This is a genomic window from Ardenticatena maritima (assembly GCF_001306175.1).
GTDB lineage: Bacteria > Chloroflexota > Anaerolineae > Ardenticatenales > Ardenticatenaceae > Ardenticatena > Ardenticatena maritima.
Genome location: NZ_LGKN01000006.1, coordinates 350,457 through 369,150, shown reverse-complemented (window position 1 = coordinate 369,150; position 18,694 = coordinate 350,457). Strand labels below are relative to the sequence as shown.

Here is an 18,694-nt window from a genome sequence, read left to right as displayed (position 1 = left end):
GTTTGCTCGAAACGCAAATCGCGGTAAGGTCTTGCGCCGAACCCAACCAACTGCGGAGCACGAACCATGCCCTGGTGGACGCACTTGCGCGGACGACCATTCTACCACCCATTGGATGACGAACACCCGCCTGCGAGGGTGTTCATGCTGCGCCGCCTGATTGGGCGCGAACGACCGAGCCGCGTTCTGCGCGAAGCCCAAAACGCCCTGTGCGCCTGGCCGTGGGGGCGTGCGCAGATTGCCCGCTTGCCTGACGAACAGACACCCCCGCCTGCGACGCCCATCTGGGAACCGCGCTACACCGCCCCGCTCTGGCGCTTGCGCCTGCTCGCCGAATTCGAGATGCGGTGCTACGACGAGCATTTGGCGGCGGCGACCGACTGGCTTTTGACCAACGCGCCACCCCCCGACGCCATCCCCGATGATGCGCCCATCAACCTGAACGCCCTTGTGCTTTCTGTGCCGCTGGCGTTTGGTTTTGAATCCGATGAACGTGTGCAGATGCGGCTGGCGCACCTGTTCACCACCTTGCGCCAACGCGCTTGGCCGCAGTCTCCCGCTGAACGCGCCGACTGGCTCGCACAAGCCGCCTATGTGCTCACATGGCTGGCAACACCGCCCGCCGATTTGGTGGCGTTGGTGGCGGACGCCTTGCTGGCACTCGATGCGCATGTGCCATCGCGCTGGCGGCGCTTTGGCGCGCCCATCTTCGACCAGCCCGACCTGCTGTTTGCCACGCGCGTGTTGCTGGAACTGGGGGTGCGTGATGCGCGGCTGGGTGCGTGGGTGGCGGCAATTGAAGCCGCGCAACATGCCGATGCGCGCGCCGGCTGGTATCTCGCCGCGAGCCGCTACGAAGCCGCCGCCGCCCCGCTGGAAGCCGAAGGCGCGTTCAGCCGCTGGTTGACGGCGCAGGCGATTTACGTGTTGAACGCCTGGTATGGAGACGCGTAGCCATGCACATTCTGCATCTCTACAAAGACTACTTCCCCGTGTTGGGCGGTATCGAAAACCACATCAAACTACTTGCCGAAGCGCAAGCCGCACGTGGGCATCGTGTCACCGTGCTGGTGACAGACCCCACGCCCCGTACACGGCGCGAGGTGCGCAACGGCGTCGAAATCATCAAAGCGGGGCGGCTTGCCACAGTGGCGAGCGCTCCGCTCAGCGTCGCGTTTCCGCTTGTATTGCGGCGATTGCGTCCCGATGTGGCGCATCTGCATTTTCCCTACCCCGTGGCGGAAGTGGCCTATTGGCTGTTTGGGCGCGCACGCGCAACGGTGCTCACCTACCACAGCGACGTTGTGCGCCAGCAGGGGTGGCTCAAACTCTATGCGCCGCTGATGCAGCGCGCGCTCGCCAAAGCCGACCGCATTTTGGCGACCAGCCCCCGCTATGCTGAAACAAGCCCCGTTTTGCAGCGGTTTCGGGAGCGTGTGCGCATCGTGCCGCTTGGCATTGAGACGGCGCGTTTCACCCAGGCGGATGGGGCGGCGGTGGCGGCGGTGCGTCGGCGTTATGCGCCCGATGGCGCGCCGTTGCTCTTGTTTGTGGGGAAACTGCGCTACTACAAGGGGGTGGATTGGCTGTTGCGGGCGTTGCCGGCGATTGCAGAGGCGCGTTTGCTCATTGTGGGTGAAGGACCCATGTTGAACACGTGGCGCACCGTTGCCCATGAAGCCGGTGTGCATGAACGGGTGCATTTTGTGGGCGAAGTGCCCGATGAGCAGTTGCCCGCCTTCTACCATGCGGCGGATGTGTTCGTGTTGCCGGCGTCGGCGCGGAGTGAAGCGTTTGGCACGGTGTTGCTGGAAGCCATGGCGGCGGGGTTGCCGCTCATCACCACCGAGGTGGGCACGGGGACGTCGTGGGTCAACCAGCATGGTGTCACGGGGTTGGTGGTGCCCCCGCGCGATCCGTCGGCGCTGGCGGAAGCCGTCAACACGCTGGTGCGTCAACCGCACATGCGGCGCGCCATGGCGTCGGCTGCGCGGCAGCGTGCGCTGCAAGAGTTCGATGTGGCGCAGATGGTGGCGCGGGTAGAAGCCATGTATGCGGAAGCGCTGGCGTTGCGCGGCTAGCGGGCGGCGTCTTCAATCACCAGGCGCAGCGCGTCGGCGTCGAGGTCTTTTTTGTCGAGGAAGGCGACCGCACCAGCGGCGATGCCTGAACGGTGAAACTCGCGGTCGGGATAGGCGCTGATGAGCACCACGCGGGTGTGGGGTGATGCTTGCTTGATGCGTCGCACCCCTTCGATACCGCTTTCATCTCCAAGAACCACATCCACCAACGCCAACCTTGGCTGGAAACGTTTTGCCATGTGCGCGGCTTGCGCCAGTGAGGCGGCTTCACACACCAACGCACCGGGAGCGATTTTGCGCACAATGCGTTGTAAGCGCTGGCGGTAGCGGTGGTTGTCGTCCACGACGAGCACAACCAGGTCGGAGGGTGGGGCGGTGGGCAATGGCGGGCTGGTGGGCGCAGAGGAGACCGGTTCGGCTAGCAGTTCTGGGTGTTCGTTCACATAGTGGACGGCTTCCAGACGGCTTTGCACGCCCAAGCGCCGGTAGAGGCGTGTGAGATGGTTTTCGACGGTTTTGACGCTTACGCCCATTTGGCGGGCGATGGAACAGTTGTCGAGCCCTTGTTGCAAAAGGCGCAAAATTTCCCGCTGACGGTCAGTCAGGAGCGGGGACCGTGGGGGTGGGGAAGCGTCCACCAGTTTGTTGATGAGCCGCCCCGACAACCAGCGTTCCCCACGCAAAATTTGCGTGATAGCGGTTTGCAGCGTGCTCAATGGCTGGTCTTTGAGGTGGTAGCCATGCACACCTGCGCGTAAAAGCCCCTGCACGTACATGTCGTCATCGTAGGCGCTGACCACGAGAATTTTCAGATGGGGGTATGTTTGGCGAATGAGCGGAATATCACGCAGCGGGTCAAAGTGGGGCATGGCAATGTCGAGTAAGAGCACGTTGGGCTGAAAACGCTGAAGCGCCTCGAATAATTCAGTACCGCTCCCCACCTCGGCGACGACGCGAACATGCGCCATTTCGTTGAGTGCATTGGCAATGCCCGCTCGTACAACCTCGTGGTCGTCGGCGACAAGGACATGCACGGGATTGTGCATTTTCTCCCCTCCTTCCTGACACTTCTCTGGGCAGTATACCGATTTCGTCATGCAAATGCCAACGGTGTGAAACCCCGCATACGTGTAGGGGATTTCCCCTATGGGCACAGGGGGGATGAGGGGTTGAATGTGCGCCTTGCGGAGGATAGCATGGAACATGAAACCGCGGAGCGCGTGAAGGGAGGTGAGACCTGCACTGAAAATGCTTCTTGCTGGGCGTGCTGTCGTTTGAGGGCTTTTTCAATCGTCAACCTCTTGGGAGGAGAGAATCATGCGAAAATTGGCGAGTCTTTTGGTCATGCTGGTGTTGTTGTTGGCGTTCACAGCGTGCGGTGGCGGCTCATCTTCTGAAGAGAGCGGCAACCAGGAAGCAGGCAGTAGCGAAAGCATGGAGGGAAGCATTGCGGTTTTGCTCCCCGATAGTGCTTCATCGGCGCGCTGGGAAAACGACGACCGCCGCTATTTCGAGCAGGCTTTTGAAGCCGCAGGCGTCAAGTACACGATTGTGAACGCCGAGGGTGATGCGCGTGTCCAGCAGACACAGGCGGAACAAGCCATCACGAACGGCGCAAAAGTGATTTTGTTGGTCAACCTGGATAGCGGGAGTGGCGCCGCCATTATTGCACAGGCGCGGGAAGCCGGCGTGAAAGTGATTGACTACGACCGTCTCACGATTGAGGGTCCTGGCGCCGATTTGTATGTCAGTTTTGACAACGTGGCGGTGGGTGAGTTGATGGGGCGCACGCTGGAACCTATCATCAACGCACTCCCTGACAATCCGAAGCGTGTGGTACAACTCAATGGTTCCCCCACCGATAACAACGCAACACTCTTTCGCGAAGGGTACTATTCAGTTGCCAAGCCCTACTACGACTCCGGCGCGTGGGAACTGGTCGCCGACCAGGCTGTACCGGATTGGGATAACCAGCAAGCCCTCGTCATCTTCGAGCAGATTTTGACCGATGCGGGTGGAGATGTGGACGCTGTCTTTGCGGCAAATGACGGCTTGGCGAACTCGGTCATTTCAGCGTTGAAGAGCCAGGGCTTGGGGCCGGTGCCCCTTAGTGGGCAGGATGCTACCGTTGGCGGTATCCAGAACATTCTTTCGGGGTGGCAGACGATGACGGTGTACAAGCCTATCCGCTTGGAAGCAGAAGCCGCCGCCGATGCCGCTATTCGCCTGCTGCGTGGTGAAGATGTCTCGGCGATTGCGAACGCCACCATCAACAATGGGCAAAACGATATTCCGTTCGTCAAACTGACGCCTGTTGCCGTGACCAAAGACAATATCGCCGAAACGGTGATTGCTGACGGCTTCCGCACATGGGATGAAATTTGTGTGGGAGAATTCGAGCAGTATTGCCCGGCAGACCGCTAAGCGGCTGAGTGCCTTTCCTCACACAGGTGGGGGGCGCGGGCAAACGCCCCCCACCAGAGAGGCGCACAATGAAAACGCAAAAGGAGTTGTCGCATGGGCGAGCGACCATTGCTGGAATTGAAAGGTGTTTCCAAACGATTTGGCGCTGTGCAAGCCCTTTCCAAGGTTGATTTTGAGGTCCGCGCGGGGGAAGTGATGGCGTTGGTGGGAGACAACGGCGCGGGAAAATCCACCCTCATCAAGGGCATTGCGGGTATTCATACATTTGATGAAGGCGACATTTACTTCGATGGGCGTAAAGTCGAGATTCATTCGCCGCGAGATGCCGCCGCCTTGGGGATTGAGGTTGTCTATCAGGATTTGGCGTTGGCGGACAATCTGGATGTGGTTGCCAACATGTTTTTGGGGCGCGAAAAGGTGAAATGGGGCTGGCGGCTGGATGAGGATGCGATGGAGAAAGAGTGCCTTGCAACGCTTGATTCCCTGTCAGTCACGACGTTGCGTTCCGTGCGTTTGCCTGTGGCGAGCCTCTCTGGGGGGCAGCGGCAGGCGGTGGCGATTGCGAAAGCCATCATGCGCAATTCGCGCCTCGTCATTCTGGATGAGCCGACGGCTGCTCTTGGGGTGGCGCAAACGCGTCAGGTGCTTGATTTGGTGCGCCGCCTTGCCGACCAGGGGATTGGTGTCATCTTGATTTCGCACAATTTGCACGATATCTTTGAGGTTGCCGATCGTATTACCGTCTTGCGGCTGGGGCAACGGGTTGCCCAGTATGTCACGGCTGAAACGACACAGCAAGAAGTGGTGCATGCGATTACGGCTGGCAAGTTGTCGCATGTGCCTGGGATGGAGGTTGGAAAATGACCGCCAATGAAAGAAGCCCCGCCAATGGCTTGATGGCAGCACAGCCCACTCTCAGCGTGGGGGACTATTTGCGCACATACTTCAAGCGAGTGAGCGCGGGGGATTTGGGATCGTTGCCCATTGTGTTGGGGTTGATCGTGATTGCCGTCATTTTCCAATCACAGAATGAAAACTTTCTGACGGCGCGCAACTTCGTGAACCTGATTGTTCAGATGGCGGGGATTACCACGATTGCGTATGGCGTTGTTTTTGTTTTGTTGCTTGGCGAAATTGACCTTTCAATTGGTTATGTGAGCGCCGTGGCGGCTGTCACCATGACGCTGCTTTTGAAAGCACCCTACAATTGGCCTTGGTTTGCCGCCATTGGCGCAGGGGTATTGGTGGCGGCCGGCATTGGCTTGTTGCAGGGGTTGATTATTACGCGCTTCCAGGTTCCTTCATTTGTGGTCACATTGGCGGGGTTGTTGGCATGGAATGGTGTTGTGTTGATGATGATTGGCGGCGCCGGCACGGTCATTATTCAAGATAAAGTGGTGATTGGCATTGCCAATTACTTTTTGCCGCCACTGTGGGGGTGGAGTATTGCGATTGTGGCTTTTGCATGGTTTGCCCTGATGCGTATTCGCTATGTGCAAACGCGTGTGCGCCATGGTTTGCCAACGACGCCGCTACCGATTGTGCTAGCGCAGTTGGCGGGGTTAGGGGGGCTAGTGGTGGTCGCCGTCTATGTCGCCAACCAAGATCGCGGCGTACCATTTGTAGGCGTGTTATTGCTGGTTTTCCTGGCGATTCTCTCATTCGTTGCCAATCGGACCCCGTTTGGGCGATACGTGTATGCCGTCGGGGGGAACAAAGAGGCGGCGCGGCGTGCCGGGATTGCAGTGGAGCGGATTCGTGTGATTGTCTTCATGTTGTCGAGCGTGATGGCGGCGTTAGGCGGGATTATTCTGGCGTCCCGATTGCGTTCGGTGGATACGGCGGCAGGGGGTGGAAACTTGTTGCTGAATGCGATTGCGGCGGCGGTCATTGGCGGGACAAGCCTGTTTGGTGGGAGTGGGCGTGTGTCCAGCGCGGTTTTGGGGGCGCTGGTCATTGCAAGCGTGGAAAACGGCATGGGCTTGCTGGGGCTCAGTTCGGGCGTCAAATTTGTGGTGACGGGGTTGGTGCTGTTAGTTGCCGTCCTTGTTGATGCGATTTCACGGCGAAACCGCGCTCAATCAGGGCTTGGATAAGCAAATCTGTTGTGCTGAACAAGCGCCTTTTGCCGACAACAAGGCTCACTGTGAGCCTTGTTGCTGTTTTGTGGGCCGGGTACAATAGACGATAACGATCCAAACCTGTGGGGAACCCCCATGCGTGAACCAATTTTGCGCGTGCATGCGCTCACCAAAACCTTCGGTTCGCTGGCGGCGTTGCGACGGGTCTCGTTTGATGTGTATCCTGGCGAAGTTGTTGGGATAGCGGGGCGGAGCGGCGCAGGGAAAAGCGTGCTTGCTGATATTCTGGCGGGGGTGAGTGCGCCAACAAGTGGCACTCTTCTCTTCGATGGACGCCCTCTGACGTTCCCTTTTCAGGCGCCGGCGCTGGGTATCGAGGTGTTGTTTGAAGAGCCGTTTGTTGTGGATTCACTGGATGTCCTCAGTAATATCTTCTTGGGGCGCGAAGCAGGACGGCGGGCGCGGCTTTGGCTCTTTCGCTTGCCGAACCGGTGGGAAATGCATGCCCGTGCGCGTGAGGTTTTGGCGCGTTTGGGGGTGGTTTTCCCCTCGCTCGATGAGCCTGTGGTGAATTTATCGAGCGAGCAGCGGCAATTGTTGGTCATTGCGCGTGCTTTGTTGGAGCCGGCACGGTTGGTGTACATTGATGAAGCGACGCGTGTGTTGAGTTATACGTATCAGCAACGCTTGCTTCAACTGGTGCAGGAATGGCAACGCCAGGGGGCGGCGGTGTTATTTGCCAGTAAGAACCTGGAACACCTGTTTGCCGTCACTGACCGCATTATTACTTTGCGAGAGGGCGAAGTCGTTGCCGAGCACCGCACAGATGAGACGACACGTGAAGAAATTGTGGCTGAAATGGTTGGGGCGCCGCGTAAAGACGAGTTGACGCCCGCTATTTGGGCGTTGGACAGTTATTATCAGGCGCGCGCGCAGGCTGAACAGTTGCGCCACAAACAGATGTTACTTGAACAAAATCTGGCGGCGCAAGGCACCCTCAACCAGCAATTGGTGGAGCAATTGGCGCGCCAAATTGAAGCGCTGGATGAGGCCAACGCGGCTTTACAAGCGGCGCAGCGGCGTTTGCTCACCGAGCGCGAAGAGGAGCGCAAGCGGCTGGCGCGCGAATTACATGATCAAATCATTCAAGACCTGCTGAGTTTGAACTACCAGTTGGAAGAACTCGATGAGCATGTGGACAATCCAGCCTACGTGATTGCCGAATTGGAGGACATTCGTCAGGGTATTCGTTTCATGGTAGAGGAGTTGCGGCGCATTTGCAGCAATTTGCGCCCGCCAACGATTGACAGTTTGGGATTACGAGCGGCATTGCACTCCTATGCGCGTGAATGGAGCCAACGAACGGGGATTCTGGTCAAACTGGCAATCAGTGAAGATGTGGCGCGCTTGCCTGAGCATATTGAGCTTTCGATTTTCCGCATCGTGCAGGAAAGTTTGAGCAACGTCCGCAAGCATGCTGATGCAACAGAAGTGCACATTACGTTGGTCCACAACTCGCCGCGCACAATTTTGTTGACGATTGCTGACAATGGACAAGGCTTGCCTGAGGATTTTGACTTATCGGCATTAGCGCGTGATGGGCATTTTGGGTTATTGGGGATGAGTGAGCGGGTGGCGCTTTTAGGTGGGCGCTTAAAGTTGACGAATGTCCCTGAGGGGGGATTACGCATTGAAGTAGAGCTCCCGCATCCGCGTGTTGCGCCGCGCAGGCGCTCGCTGATAGCGGAGGAAGAGGGGTAGGATTATTTTGTGGCGTACACGTACCAGCCCACAGGACTGCGTGTTAAGCCACGTTGATAGCGCCGTTGGAAGGTGCCAGTGATGCGCTGGCTTGTTTTCAATATCCAACGGAGCGGGTTTGTGAGCCATCCAAGGTGCATGGCGATGGGGAATGTAAATCCGGTCAAAAAAAGTGTGGTCGTGAAAACATAATCGCCCATTGGTTCAATACGAACATCCCGAAAATGTGAAAACATATGCTGCAAAGCTGTATCGGAAAAGCGAAAATAATCAATATCGTCATGATATGGGTAAATGAAGGGTACACCAACGTAAGCAGAGCCACCAGGTTTCAGCACACGGTACATTTCATCAATTGCCTGTTGGGGATTGGGAATATGCTCCAAAACAGCATTACAAAGAATGTTATCCACACTTTCATCTCGAAAGGGCAAACACATTACATCGCCTACAATGTGTGGCGCGGCCGATTCGCGAATATCGAGAGAAAAATAGTCTGTTTGGGGGCCAATCATCTCAGCGCGAATGTACCCTTGAAAAGGAGTGCCCCCGCCTAAATCTAGAAGAATGCCTGGGCGTTGTGCCAGTTGTGCCAAAGCAGTTTTCCAGGATTCTTCATGTTGGCTTGCGGGATCCAGATATATCTTTTTCAACCAACTCATGGAATTGCAATGACTCCCAAGTCTGTTACTTCCCCGGCTTTGACTTCAAACGTAATTTCTGTGTTCGATTCGGCATCGCGAAGTGGCATACTGACAACCGGCGTCCAGATAATGATAGCGTATTTTCCTGGGGGGACATCAGCAAAATAGAAACGGCCGGTTGTGGGATCCTGTACGCCTTGCAAGGAGGTTTCTTCTGAAAATGAGATGAGTGGCGGGGCTTCTGCGTTCCCCTGCGGATACACAAATGTTGCGAGATAGAGCGTCGCGATGTAGGGTTGTCCCCCAGGACCAGGTGTCAGTAATTGACCCGTAACGACGCCGGTTTTTTGTGTGGGTGTGGGAACAACAAACGTATTTTGTGGCTCACTACTGGTTGTTTTTGTCGGGACAGATGTTGTCTTTGCCTGACATGCTATCAGTAAAAAAAGTATGCAAATAATGCTAGAAAGTTTGTATTGTCGTTGCATATGCCACCTTGACGATTTATTTTTTGGTGTGGGGTTTGTGCATAGCGGCGACAATAGCATGAGTTTAAGAGATTGACAATCAACAGGCCACCCCGTTTACGGGGTGGCCTGTTGCCATGTCGGTACCGGTGACAGGGTTATTGGTTGAGACCGTTGCCCTGGGTGAAACTGTCACCGTAGCGCCCCGAACCTGGATTGACAGCCAAGTTCGAGATACCAACGATTGGCACATCACAGGTGACCGTTACTGCACCGTTGAAGCCATCGGGCAGGTTGGCGACGCTGGGAGCATAGCGAGCAATCGAGCCATTTGCCGGCAAGGAGACGCCGGTTTCATCAGCGGCTGAAGCGCCCGCATACGAGATGCTGCAAGTCCCATTGGTGCTCGTGGTGTTGGCAACTTGGAAACCACCCGAGAAGACGCCACCCGCGTTACGTGCAATCTGGGCAAAGAAGACCGTGTTCGTTTCCGAGCCGGCGGGGATAGCATTGTACGTCGAACCCTGACCAGCGCGTTCGGCGGGGACACCCGCTCCACCGCGATTATCTTCGTTGACGATCGCAACAACGGGACCACCCGACAGCACTTCGATCACGGCGCTACCAAAGCGCTGGCTTTGCGGCAGGCTGTCCACACCGCTCAACTCGGACATATTGGGTGCATAAATGGCGAGAGCGGCTCCAGGTGCAATAGCGCCGGATGTATACGTATAGGTGTTGCCCGCGAAGTTGAAGGTCACTTTCACCGTTGTGTCGCTCGCGCCAATGTTTTGGATACTCAGACCGCTGTTGTAGCCGTAGAAGTTGCGTACAACGCGCGGTACATAGAGCGTGTTGGCGCCGCTGGCAAAGCCGTTGTACGAGTGCAGTTGTGCTTTGCTGGAGGTGGAGCCGTCGTTGTAGAAGTTGACCACCACGGCCAATTTCGATGTGCCGTTGTCAGCCGAAATGGTGGCCGCGCCAATGAAATTATTGGGCAGACCAGCGTTGCTGTCCTGGTAAAAGATGTGGGTGCTTTGTGCCGGGATAGTAACGGTTTCGGTCGCACCAGCGACTGTATTCCCATTGGCATCTTTGTATGTGACTGTCACGCTGGTATCAACCGAATCTGTGTTCTGGACGGCGATGTACGAATTCCAGCCAGCAAGGTTTTTCATCACTTGTGGAGCGTACATCGTGGGGGCGGCTTCGGCCTCTGAGACGCCCGCACTTGTACCAATGCGATAGGGGTCGCTTTGGGTGCCGGCGCTTTGCTTTTGCGTATTCACGCTGCACGAAACAGGAGTGCTCGATGCAACGACAACCGACCCCAAGAACCCACTGGGAACGCCTGGCGGCGTAGAGGGTGTGTAGTAGTTCTTGCTGGCACCAGCAGGAATCGTGTCCGCGTAGCTGAGTGCGGCTGAACCACTATCTTGTGGGTAGAACGTCAGGGTAATTGAAGCATCATTGGCGCTATCCAGGTTGACACAGGCGATACCGCTTGCCCAGGAACCAGCAGGCCCAGCGGCATAGGCGGCATACCCAACGCCGAGCACAAGCGCCAACGCCAACGTGAGCGCCAGCAAACGAGATAATTTAGTCATGCGAAAACCTCCTCAAAAAGATCAATTGGTTAACAACGGGTATTGACACTATATCGTTTTTATGTGTCAAAAACAATACCACATGCGGAGTATTACCAGGAGTATTGATGGGTGAGGAAGAGGATTAGGTGCTTTTGGACGAGCGCCAAGGAAGAAGTGAGGCTACAGCCACGCATTCGCCAGTTATGAGGAGAATGCGCGAAAGTGTTGCGACCATGACAGCAGCCGAAGCCCCTAAAAGTGGTGAGAGTAAAAAGGTGATGACACTTTCGCGCACGCCAATACCACCTGGAACGAATAAAACAGCCAGGCTGACTGAGAACGCGCCAACGACTATGAAAATGAAATGAGGCAGCATATTCAAGGCAACAGGTTGTAATGTTGCTGCCAGTGCCCAAAAACCTATGCCAAAGCAAAGCCATCCTGTCGCCATGGCAAGCACGGCAAGCCAGTAGCGTTGCATGGAGAGGTTGGGAATCTCCCATTTATGTAAGACAATCGACCACAAGAAAGGCAATGTGATGAGGAGGATGAAGGCAATACCTCCTACCGCACGAATGAAGACAAGAAGTGATGTGGGCAATGGAAATGAATAGAAGAAACTCGTGCCGGCAGCCAAAACAGCCCCTGAACCTAGGATGGCGCCCAATTCCAGAGTCATGGCAAAACTCAACACTTTGGGCGGAACAGCCTGCGCCCGCGCTAAATACGCTTTGCCAACCAGTTGCCAGGCATAACCTGGCAGGTATTTGGCCAGGTTAGATTTCAAGTGGATGTCCGCAGCTTGAAGTAATGAAATTTGTGGCGCAGGAAGGAGCGCACGTAACATGTGCCACCAGCCAATGGCTCCTAGCCAGATTGCGGCAAATGTGAATGTCCATGCTAGTGCCAAAAACGACCAGCGCCACGTAAATGTCCAGCCATATTGCAGTAAGGGCTGGAGGTTATGTGCGAGGTAGAGCAGACTGGCAAGGAGAACAAATCCTTGCGCAATACGTCGCAGAGATTGGCGGGATACAAAAGGGAAAGCAAAACGCTTCAAAACGTGTTGGCGTTTCATAGGGCGCGGCAAATGTAAAGAAAACTGTATGAAAGATGAAACGGCATCAAAGGCGCTACGGCCAGATAAAGAAACTTGCGTGGATGTTGAAAATACCATTGCCAATCTTCACGTGAACGTGGAAACAAAAAATTGTATTTCAGACCTTTTTCAACATGGAATCCACCTGCTTCGAGCATATCGCGCCACTCACCGAAGGTTGCAAAGCGTTCGAGTGGCTGTTTATGATTGGGGCCATATCCAGTACGCCACACATGCCAGATAATGTCGGCGAGGTAATAACTATTTGGAAGAAGAACGGCAGCCACTCCACCAGGTTTGAGCACGCGCCGCATCTCTTGTACACCTTGTTCGGGATCAATGAAGTGTTCGAGACTGCCTAAGTTGGTGACAAAATCAAATGTTGCGTCTGGGAAGGGTAGTGCTTCTCCTTCGCCAACTATAATGCGCCCGCACGTACTTTGTTGCGCAATGATGGCCGCGCGCCATGCAACATCTATACCGATTGCATGAACCCCGCGAGCTTCTGCGAGGCGCACAAGGACCCCTTCACCACATGCGACATCCAGGAGTTGTGCACCTTTTTGAGGTGATAGCAGGTCAAGCACCCAGCGATACAAGGCTGCGGCGTCGCGTAATTTGCCTGGTTGAGTGTACATCGCATTGTATGTTGCAATGATTTCTTCTTTTGTGTGTGCGCGTTGTTGCGTTTTCATCGTTGTCTCCCAACAGCCTCATACACGGCCAGTGTTTGCTGGGCCATTTTTTCCCACGAAAAAGATTGAGCGCGTTTGAGTCCCGCAAGACGTAGAGATTCGCGAATATCGGGCGAACGCCAAACGTGTTCAAGTAATTGCGCTAAACATTCTGGGGTGCTTTCTTCCATGATAAGCGCAGCATCTGCAACAACCTCGGTTACGGCGCCGGCCTGGTTCACAATCAACGGAGTCCCACACGAGAGGGCTTCCAGCGCAACAAGCCCAAACCCTTCATGCACTGAAGGCAAGGCTGCAACAGTTGCCCCCGAATAGATAGCCGGCAAATCTTGGTCCGGAACAGGACCGAGCAGTTGGACGGCATCATTCAGCTGAAGTGAGGCGATTTTGTCATAAATGCTTAGATCTGGCTTTTTTTTGTATTGTTCCCCAACAAGGACCAATGTACCAGGAAAGCCTGTTTGTTGACGAAAGCGGGCAAAGGCTTCAATTAGAAGGGGAATGTTTTTTTTGGGATCAATTCGTCCGACGTGGAGGACGTATGCTTCCGGAAGACGATATGCCTGACGCACACGGGCGATGTCTTCGGGAGAGGCGGGTTGGAAATGTCGCCCACAGGCTGGGTAAATCACTTCAATACGATCGAGGGGCAGTCCGTAGAAATGGTGAATGTCCCTTGCTGTTTGATGTGAAATAGCAATAACTTTTGCAGCGTCCCAAAGTGTTCGCTTTTCAATGGTACGCCAATACCACACATCGAGTTTGGGAAAGAGTTCAGGATAAAGCAAAGTTGTCATGTCATAGACAGTGACAACGAAAGGCACTCGCAACCCAAAAACGCCAAGGTTTTTGACGAAATGCACGAGATCGCAGGAACGAGTAAGCCTCGGCAACATGGCTTGTGCCCAAAGGCGCATCGCAAAACGATTCTTGACGGGCGCAATGTGCTGGCGCACATGAGGAGCCAACAAATCTGGTTCTGGTTGGCTTAGGAACAAGAGATATTCATTGCGCGTGTCAAGCGCGAAAAGGGCTTGGAGTAAATTGATGGTGGCTGTTCGCCCGCCACCATAAAAATGAATCCCCAATGCTTCAATAGCAATCCGCATGGGCTTATACTCCTGGTTTACGGGCGAGTGCAAAAATATCGTTGCAAAACACCAAATTGATGAAGGGGATTCGCACGAAGGTTTCCATACCTAGGCGTACGATCGGATTGGACTCATACGCATATGATTGGGTGCTTTGCAACCAAACCCGCGTGATGAAACCATTGCGGCGGAGCGTGCGCCAGAGTGAGAGGGGGGTCTGTTCATTCACGTGTACGTCTTTGAATGGCCAGCGATCGCGTGGGTCGGCTGGCAGATGCACACCACGTATGCATTGTACCAATCGGTACAGCTGGTATCCGACGGCGTAGTACCACAAATTGGGCATGGTATGGACGATGAGAATGCCGCCTGGCCGGAGAACACGCCACACTTCTTGCAGTGCTTGATCGAGTTCGGGCGGTGTCAAATGTTCGACAACATCTAGCATGAAGGCAACATCCATACTTGCGTCATCGAAAGGCAAGGCGCGTGCATCTGCTTGCATCAATTTGATACGTGTGCGCACGCTGCTTTCCACATGCGCGAGAGATTCTTCTGCTAATTCAATTGCCGCGGCGGCGTAATCAATGCTCCACACGAGCGCACCACGTTGGGCGCAGTGCAAAGCGACTTCGCCACGCCCGCAGCCAATATCAAGTACACGATGGTGGGTTTGGACGTTAGCAATATCGAGCGGAATGCGTAAGCGTTTGGGGAGAAGTGTTCCCCCACTTGTGCGGAACTCATCCGCCCCGTGGCACCATTGCTCAAAATAATCGCGTGTATATTTTTCGGGCGGCACTGCTGGTGGTTGTAAATCGTTTGGCGTACTCATGATTGTTTCACCAACACCCAGTTGAAATTTGGCAGAAAAGGTGCCATAAATCGCCAAAAAGCAAAAGGTAGGCGTGTCAGGATATGCAGACGTCCCAACTCGTCTTCGACGCCAAATCGCTGCGGTGCATGCAAGAGCTTGGGGGTATAGTCAAGGATTGTAAAGCGGCGCCATAGCTGGCGTAATTGCCAGTACGTCATTGGCCAAACGTCATATTCATCTCCTCGTCCTGTGATGCGTACATAGGCATCTGCAATAGATTGCGGCAACCAGGAGAGAAAGGGAAGCCAATAGTGCTCTTCCAAAACAGCAAGTTTGTTGGGACCACTGAAGAAACAATATCCCCCCGGACGTAATACGCGTTCAATTTCGCGTACAAGGGCTGGGCGGTCATGCGCATGTTCGTACACTTGCGCACATATCACAATGTCGAATTGTTCATCAGCAAATGGGAGCGCTGCTCCATCACTCTGTAAAAATGTAGCGTTGGGCGCCGCATGTGCATACGCTTCAGCGATGAGCGTTCCATCAATGTCCGTCCCCACAATAGTGGCAACATCGGGAGCGAGAGCGTTTGTGATGGCGCCATTGCCGCAACCAATGTCCAGCACCCTGGCTTGGCGAAGATCGTTGGGATATGCATCTTGCAAAATCGTTTTGATTTTGAGCGCTTTGCGCCAGCGTGGTGCATACGCTTGTTCAAACATGGGCATGAGATTGACCTCGTACTGCCTCGTTGTACAACCCCGTAAAAAAGCGTGCGACGTTATCCCAATTGAGCTCTACTTCCACCCGTTGGCGAGCCGCTATACCAAGGCGGTGACGTTTGTCTGCATGACGCAACAAGTCAACTAGGGCTGTTGCCAGAGCTTGTGGGTCGCGTTGCGGCACAAGTAAGCCGTTTTTTTCGTGTTCTACAACGAGAGGAATGCCGGCAACATCAGTTGCCACAACGGGTTTTGCAGCCGCCATCGCTTCGAGAATGGTGGTCGGTAGTCCATCCAGATTGCCGCTTTCATCCACGACCGATGGGACAACGAACACATCGCAAGTGTGCAAATACGCAGGCACTTCATGCCATGGTACAGCCCCTACGAAGTGCACATGCGCTTGTACACCCAGATGAAGAGCCAATTGTGCGAGGTGTGAGCGTTCCGGACCGTCGCCTGCAATAACAACCAAAACATCGGGGATATGCTCGCGCACATAGGGAATGGCTTGCACAAGATATTCGACCCCTTTTTTCTTCACGAGACGCCCTAAACTCAACACAATGGGGGCATGCGACGGTAATCCAAGTTTTTCACGCAGTGATATCTGCGAAGGGGCACGTTGCGGGTCGAATCGCTCAGGATCCGCCCCCCATAGCAGGAGGTGGGTTCGTTGAGGGCTGGCGCCAAGTGCCAATGCACCTTCATACAGTTGCGGGCTACAAGCCGTGACGGCACTGGCTTGTTTGAAGCATGCGCCAGCTATTGCGCCCAAGAGCGCATTTTTACGTGCGACAAAGATGTCCGACCCGTGCAGGGTGATGATGAGTGGAACATTTTTCAAGCGTGAGAACAAAGCCGCCATTGGTGCGTTAGGGATGACCCAATGGGCGTGGATAATGTCAAAGTGATGAATAGCATGCAACCGAAGCAGTTTGTAGAAGGCGCTGGCGAAGAAAAGCGGAGCGAGGAGATATGCGCCTTTGTTGAGGGCTCTATCGCTGTGCATGGCTTGCGCATATCCCATGATCGCCCAGCGATCTGGCCAGATATACCGGAATGGGTGAATCTGGACGACACCGGGCTGTGGGCGAATAGCGGGGTGATACGGGATGACAGCATGTACGTCATGCCCTTGGCGCACCAGTGCTTCAGCGATGGAGTGCATAAAGCGCCCCGCACCATCCCCCGGAAAACGGGGATACGTTGAAGCCAGCAAGCAAACCTTCACAAGCGCCCTCACCTACCCAGCCCGCAACGCTTTCGCCGCTTTCTGGCGCTTTTCAGCATCCAACTCTTTCTTGCGCAAACGAATACTCTGCGGTGTGACCTCCACTATTTCATCATCGCCAATGTATTCGATGGCTTCATCCAGAGTGAAGCGGACGGGTGGCGTCAGCAAAATACCTTCTTCGGCAAAAGCACGCCGATGGTTTGTGACATGCTTCTTCTTGCAGACGTTGATGAGCAAATCCCCTGGGCGCGAATGCTGCCCCACAATTTGCCCTGCGTACACCTCTTCGCCAGGACCGACGAACAATGTGCCGCGTTCTTGCGCATTGTTGAGCGCATAACTCGTTGTCACACCCGTTTCATAGGCCACCAGCGAGCCGGTTTCGCGCACTTCCATGTCGCCCGCCCAAGGAAGATAGCCATGGAAGACGCTATGCAAAATGCCGGTACCGCGTGTCGCCGTCAGAAAACGGCTGCGAAAACCAAGCAAGCCGCGTGTGGGCACCAGATAGCGCAATGAAACCGTGCCGTCTTGGGCGGCGCTCGTCATATCAAGCATTTGGCCGCGCCGTTTCCCCAGCATCTCCACCACAGCGCCCACAAAATCTTCGTGCACCTCGATGAACACCTCTTCAAACGGTTCATGCAACACACCGTCAATTTCCCGGTAAATCACCTGTGGACGCCCCACAGCAAACTCATACCCTTCGCGCCGCATCGTTTCGATGAGAATTGCCAGGTGCAACTCGCCTCGCCCGCTCACAAGGAACGTGTCCGCGTTCTCCGTCTCTTCCACACGCAACGCCACATTGCGCTCCAACTCGCGCAAGAGACGCTCGCGAATGACGCGGCTGGTGACGTATTGTCCTTCACGTCCGGCGAAAGGGCTGGTATTGACCATGAACGCCATACGCACAGTCGGCTCTTCCACCGCGATAGGGGGAAGCAAACGCGGCGTATCCACATCCGTAATCGTCTCGCCAATTTGGACATCGGGAAGCCCGGTGACGGCCACAATCTCGCCGGCGGCGGCTTCATCCACAGCATGGCGGCCTAAATTCTCGAACACAAACAACTCCGCCACCTTGCCGCGCCGCAAGTCGGTGTCGGGGCGCCCCAAGGCCACTTCTTGCGCGCGCCGCAATGTGCCGCTGTGCAGACGCCCGATAGCAATGCGCCCTTTGTAATCATCGTAGTCAAGGCTGGTGACGAGCAGTTGCAAAGGTTCTTCAGGGCGCACCTCTGGCGCGGGTAATGCAAGAATCGCTTCAAAAAGCGGCGTCAAGTCAGGACCCAGCGCCTCAGGCGTCAGGCTGGCTTGCCCGGTCAGGGCGTTGGTATACACCACCGTGAAGTCGGCTTGCTCATCTGTCGCGCCCAAGTCCACAAACAAATCAAACGTTTGATCCACGACCCAATCGGGGCGGGCATTCGGGCGGTCCATTTTGTTGATAACGACCACCGCTTTGTGCCCCAATTCCAATGCCTTGCGGAGCACAAAGCGTGTTTGTGGCATCGGACCTTCAACCGCATCCACCAGCAACAGCACACCATCCACCATGTTGAGGACGCGCTCCACCTCGCCCCCAAAATCAGCGTGCCCCGGTGTATCCACAATGTTGATTTTGACGCCATTCCATCGGATGGCGGTGTTTTTCGCGAGAATGGTAATACCGCGCTCACGTTCCAGGTCGTTTGAGTCCAGCACACGCTCACGCACCGCCTGGTTTTCGCGGAAGACGCGGGCTTGCCGCAGCATGGCATCCACCAGTGTGGTCTTGCCATGGTCAACGTGAGCAATAATCGCAATGTTGCGCAAGTCGGTTCGTCGTGTCGTCATACTGCCTGCTCTCATTCCTTCATGTCAATGCATAAAAAATCGGCCTCGCGGCCGAGCCCAAAGTATACTCGCAACTGGTGAAAAAGACGAATGCAGGCGTTGGGGAAATCTGTTGCAAAAATTGCCCAATTTGCCTCTTGACAA

17 protein-coding genes are annotated in these 18,694 nt (G+C 55.2%); 6 read left to right on the top strand and 11 right to left on the bottom strand.

Annotation, left to right across the window (positions count from 1 at the left end; all coding sequences use genetic code 11):
• Positions 1 to 66 precede the first annotated feature (66 nt).
• The gene (locus SE16_RS12450) at positions 67 to 954 is read left to right on the top strand and encodes a hypothetical protein (protein ID WP_054492273.1); all 888 of its coding nucleotides are present in this window, start codon (positions 67 to 69) and stop codon (positions 952 to 954) included.
• Between the two features lie 2 nt (positions 955 to 956).
• Positions 957 to 2,081, top strand: a complete 1,125-nt coding sequence (locus SE16_RS12445) for a glycosyltransferase (RefSeq protein ID WP_054492274.1) — start codon at positions 957 to 959, stop codon at positions 2,079 to 2,081.
• Here the strand turns inward: SE16_RS12445 and SE16_RS12440 are convergent.
• A complete protein-coding gene (locus tag SE16_RS12440) occupies positions 2,078 to 3,127 on the bottom strand; it encodes a response regulator (RefSeq protein ID WP_060687665.1) in 1,050 nt (349 codons plus the stop codon). The genes SE16_RS12445 and SE16_RS12440 overlap by 4 nt on opposite strands.
• Before the next feature lie 271 nt (positions 3,128 to 3,398).
• Between SE16_RS12440 and SE16_RS12435 the strand changes: the two genes are divergently transcribed.
• The 4 genes from SE16_RS12435 to SE16_RS12420 all read left to right on the top strand — a co-directional run bounded on the left by SE16_RS12435 (position 3,399) and on the right by SE16_RS12420 (position 8,347).
• On the top strand, positions 3,399 to 4,505 hold the full coding sequence (locus SE16_RS12435) for a sugar ABC transporter substrate-binding protein (protein WP_054492592.1): 1,107 nt from the start codon (positions 3,399 to 3,401) through the stop codon (positions 4,503 to 4,505).
• A 93-nt stretch (positions 4,506 to 4,598) separates the two neighbouring features.
• Positions 4,599 to 5,369, top strand: coding sequence for an ATP-binding cassette domain-containing protein (locus SE16_RS12430; protein WP_054492593.1), 771 nt, complete (start codon positions 4,599 to 4,601; stop codon positions 5,367 to 5,369).
• Positions 5,366 to 6,601, top strand: coding sequence for a sugar ABC transporter permease (locus SE16_RS12425; RefSeq protein WP_054492594.1), 1,236 nt, complete (start codon positions 5,366 to 5,368; stop codon positions 6,599 to 6,601). The genes SE16_RS12430 and SE16_RS12425 overlap by 4 nt, the downstream gene beginning before the upstream one ends.
• A 120-nt stretch (positions 6,602 to 6,721) precedes the next feature.
• Positions 6,722 to 8,347, top strand: a complete 1,626-nt coding sequence (locus SE16_RS12420) for an ATP-binding cassette domain-containing protein (RefSeq protein ID WP_054492595.1) — start codon at positions 6,722 to 6,724, stop codon at positions 8,345 to 8,347.
• A 2-nt stretch (positions 8,348 to 8,349) separates the two neighbouring features.
• Here SE16_RS12420 and SE16_RS12415 read toward each other — a convergent pair whose 3' ends face one another.
• From SE16_RS12415 to typA, 10 genes are all read right to left on the bottom strand, one after another.
• On the bottom strand, positions 8,350 to 9,009 hold the full coding sequence (locus SE16_RS12415; RefSeq protein WP_054492596.1) for a class I SAM-dependent methyltransferase: 660 nt from the start codon (positions 9,007 to 9,009) through the stop codon (positions 8,350 to 8,352).
• Positions 9,006 to 9,479, bottom strand: coding sequence for a peptidase associated/transthyretin-like domain-containing protein (locus tag SE16_RS12410; protein ID WP_054492597.1), 474 nt, complete (start codon positions 9,477 to 9,479; stop codon positions 9,006 to 9,008). Before SE16_RS12410 ends, SE16_RS12415 begins: the two co-directional genes overlap by 4 nt.
• 137 nt (positions 9,480 to 9,616) lie before the next feature.
• On the bottom strand, positions 9,617 to 11,065 hold the full coding sequence (locus tag SE16_RS12405; protein ID WP_054492598.1) for a hypothetical protein: 1,449 nt from the start codon (positions 11,063 to 11,065) through the stop codon (positions 9,617 to 9,619).
• A 124-nt stretch (positions 11,066 to 11,189) separates the two neighbouring features.
• Positions 11,190 to 12,125, bottom strand: coding sequence for a lysylphosphatidylglycerol synthase domain-containing protein (locus SE16_RS12400; RefSeq protein ID WP_054492599.1), 936 nt, complete (start codon positions 12,123 to 12,125; stop codon positions 11,190 to 11,192).
• Entirely contained in the window at positions 12,122 to 12,841 is a 720-nt protein-coding gene (locus SE16_RS12395) for a class I SAM-dependent methyltransferase (RefSeq protein WP_054492600.1), read from the bottom strand. The genes SE16_RS12400 and SE16_RS12395 overlap by 4 nt, the downstream gene beginning before the upstream one ends.
• Positions 12,838 to 13,950: a glycosyltransferase family 4 protein gene (locus SE16_RS12390; RefSeq protein ID WP_054492601.1), complete on the bottom strand. Its 1,113-nt coding sequence runs from the start codon at positions 13,948 to 13,950 to the stop codon at positions 12,838 to 12,840. The genes SE16_RS12395 and SE16_RS12390 overlap by 4 nt, the downstream gene beginning before the upstream one ends.
• A gap of 4 nt (positions 13,951 to 13,954) precedes the next feature.
• Entirely contained in the window at positions 13,955 to 14,767 is an 813-nt protein-coding gene (locus tag SE16_RS12385) for a class I SAM-dependent methyltransferase (protein WP_082374153.1), read from the bottom strand.
• The gene (locus SE16_RS12380) at positions 14,764 to 15,474 is read right to left on the bottom strand and encodes a class I SAM-dependent methyltransferase (RefSeq protein ID WP_161804543.1); all 711 of its coding nucleotides are present in this window, start codon (positions 15,472 to 15,474) and stop codon (positions 14,764 to 14,766) included. The genes SE16_RS12385 and SE16_RS12380 overlap by 4 nt, the downstream gene beginning before the upstream one ends.
• Complete coding sequence (locus SE16_RS12375) at positions 15,467 to 16,708, bottom strand: glycosyltransferase (RefSeq protein ID WP_269082727.1); 1,242 nt, start codon at positions 16,706 to 16,708, stop codon at positions 15,467 to 15,469. The genes SE16_RS12380 and SE16_RS12375 overlap by 8 nt, the downstream gene beginning before the upstream one ends.
• Before the next feature lie 12 nt (positions 16,709 to 16,720).
• Entirely contained in the window at positions 16,721 to 18,550 is a 1,830-nt protein-coding gene (gene typA / locus SE16_RS12370; RefSeq protein ID WP_054492605.1) for a translational GTPase TypA, read from the bottom strand.
• Between the last annotated feature and the right edge of the window lie 144 nt (positions 18,551 to 18,694).

Coding starts and splice junctions, on each gene's coding strand:
- SE16_RS12405 (WP_054492598.1), bottom strand. CDS start 11,065: ATGACTAAATTATCTCGTTTGCTGGCGCTCACGTTGGCGTTGGCGCTT.
- typA (WP_054492605.1), bottom strand. CDS start 18,550: ATGACGACACGACGAACCGACTTGCGCAACATTGCGATTATTGCTCAC.
- SE16_RS12440 (WP_060687665.1), bottom strand. CDS start 3,127: ATGCACAATCCCGTGCATGTCCTTGTCGCCGACGACCACGAGGTTGTA.
- SE16_RS12415 (WP_054492596.1), bottom strand. CDS start 9,009: ATGAGTTGGTTGAAAAAGATATATCTGGATCCCGCAAGCCAACATGAA.
- SE16_RS12385 (WP_082374153.1), bottom strand. CDS start 14,767: ATGAGTACGCCAAACGATTTACAACCACCAGCAGTGCCGCCCGAAAAA.
- SE16_RS12380 (WP_161804543.1), bottom strand. CDS start 15,474: ATGTTTGAACAAGCGTATGCACCACGCTGGCGCAAAGCGCTCAAAATC.
- SE16_RS12445 (WP_054492274.1), top strand. CDS start 957: ATGCACATTCTGCATCTCTACAAAGACTACTTCCCCGTGTTGGGCGGT.
- SE16_RS12395 (WP_054492600.1), bottom strand. CDS start 12,841: ATGAAAACGCAACAACGCGCACACACAAAAGAAGAAATCATTGCAACA.
- SE16_RS12430 (WP_054492593.1), top strand. CDS start 4,599: ATGGGCGAGCGACCATTGCTGGAATTGAAAGGTGTTTCCAAACGATTT.
- SE16_RS12425 (WP_054492594.1), top strand. CDS start 5,366: ATGACCGCCAATGAAAGAAGCCCCGCCAATGGCTTGATGGCAGCACAG.
- SE16_RS12400 (WP_054492599.1), bottom strand. CDS start 12,125: ATGAAACGCCAACACGTTTTGAAGCGTTTTGCTTTCCCTTTTGTATCC.
- SE16_RS12390 (WP_054492601.1), bottom strand. CDS start 13,950: ATGCGGATTGCTATTGAAGCATTGGGGATTCATTTTTATGGTGGCGGG.
- SE16_RS12450 (WP_054492273.1), top strand. CDS start 67: ATGCCCTGGTGGACGCACTTGCGCGGACGACCATTCTACCACCCATTG.
- SE16_RS12410 (WP_054492597.1), bottom strand. CDS start 9,479: ATGCAACGACAATACAAACTTTCTAGCATTATTTGCATACTTTTTTTA.
- SE16_RS12420 (WP_054492595.1), top strand. CDS start 6,722: ATGCGTGAACCAATTTTGCGCGTGCATGCGCTCACCAAAACCTTCGGT.
- SE16_RS12435 (WP_054492592.1), top strand. CDS start 3,399: ATGCGAAAATTGGCGAGTCTTTTGGTCATGCTGGTGTTGTTGTTGGCG.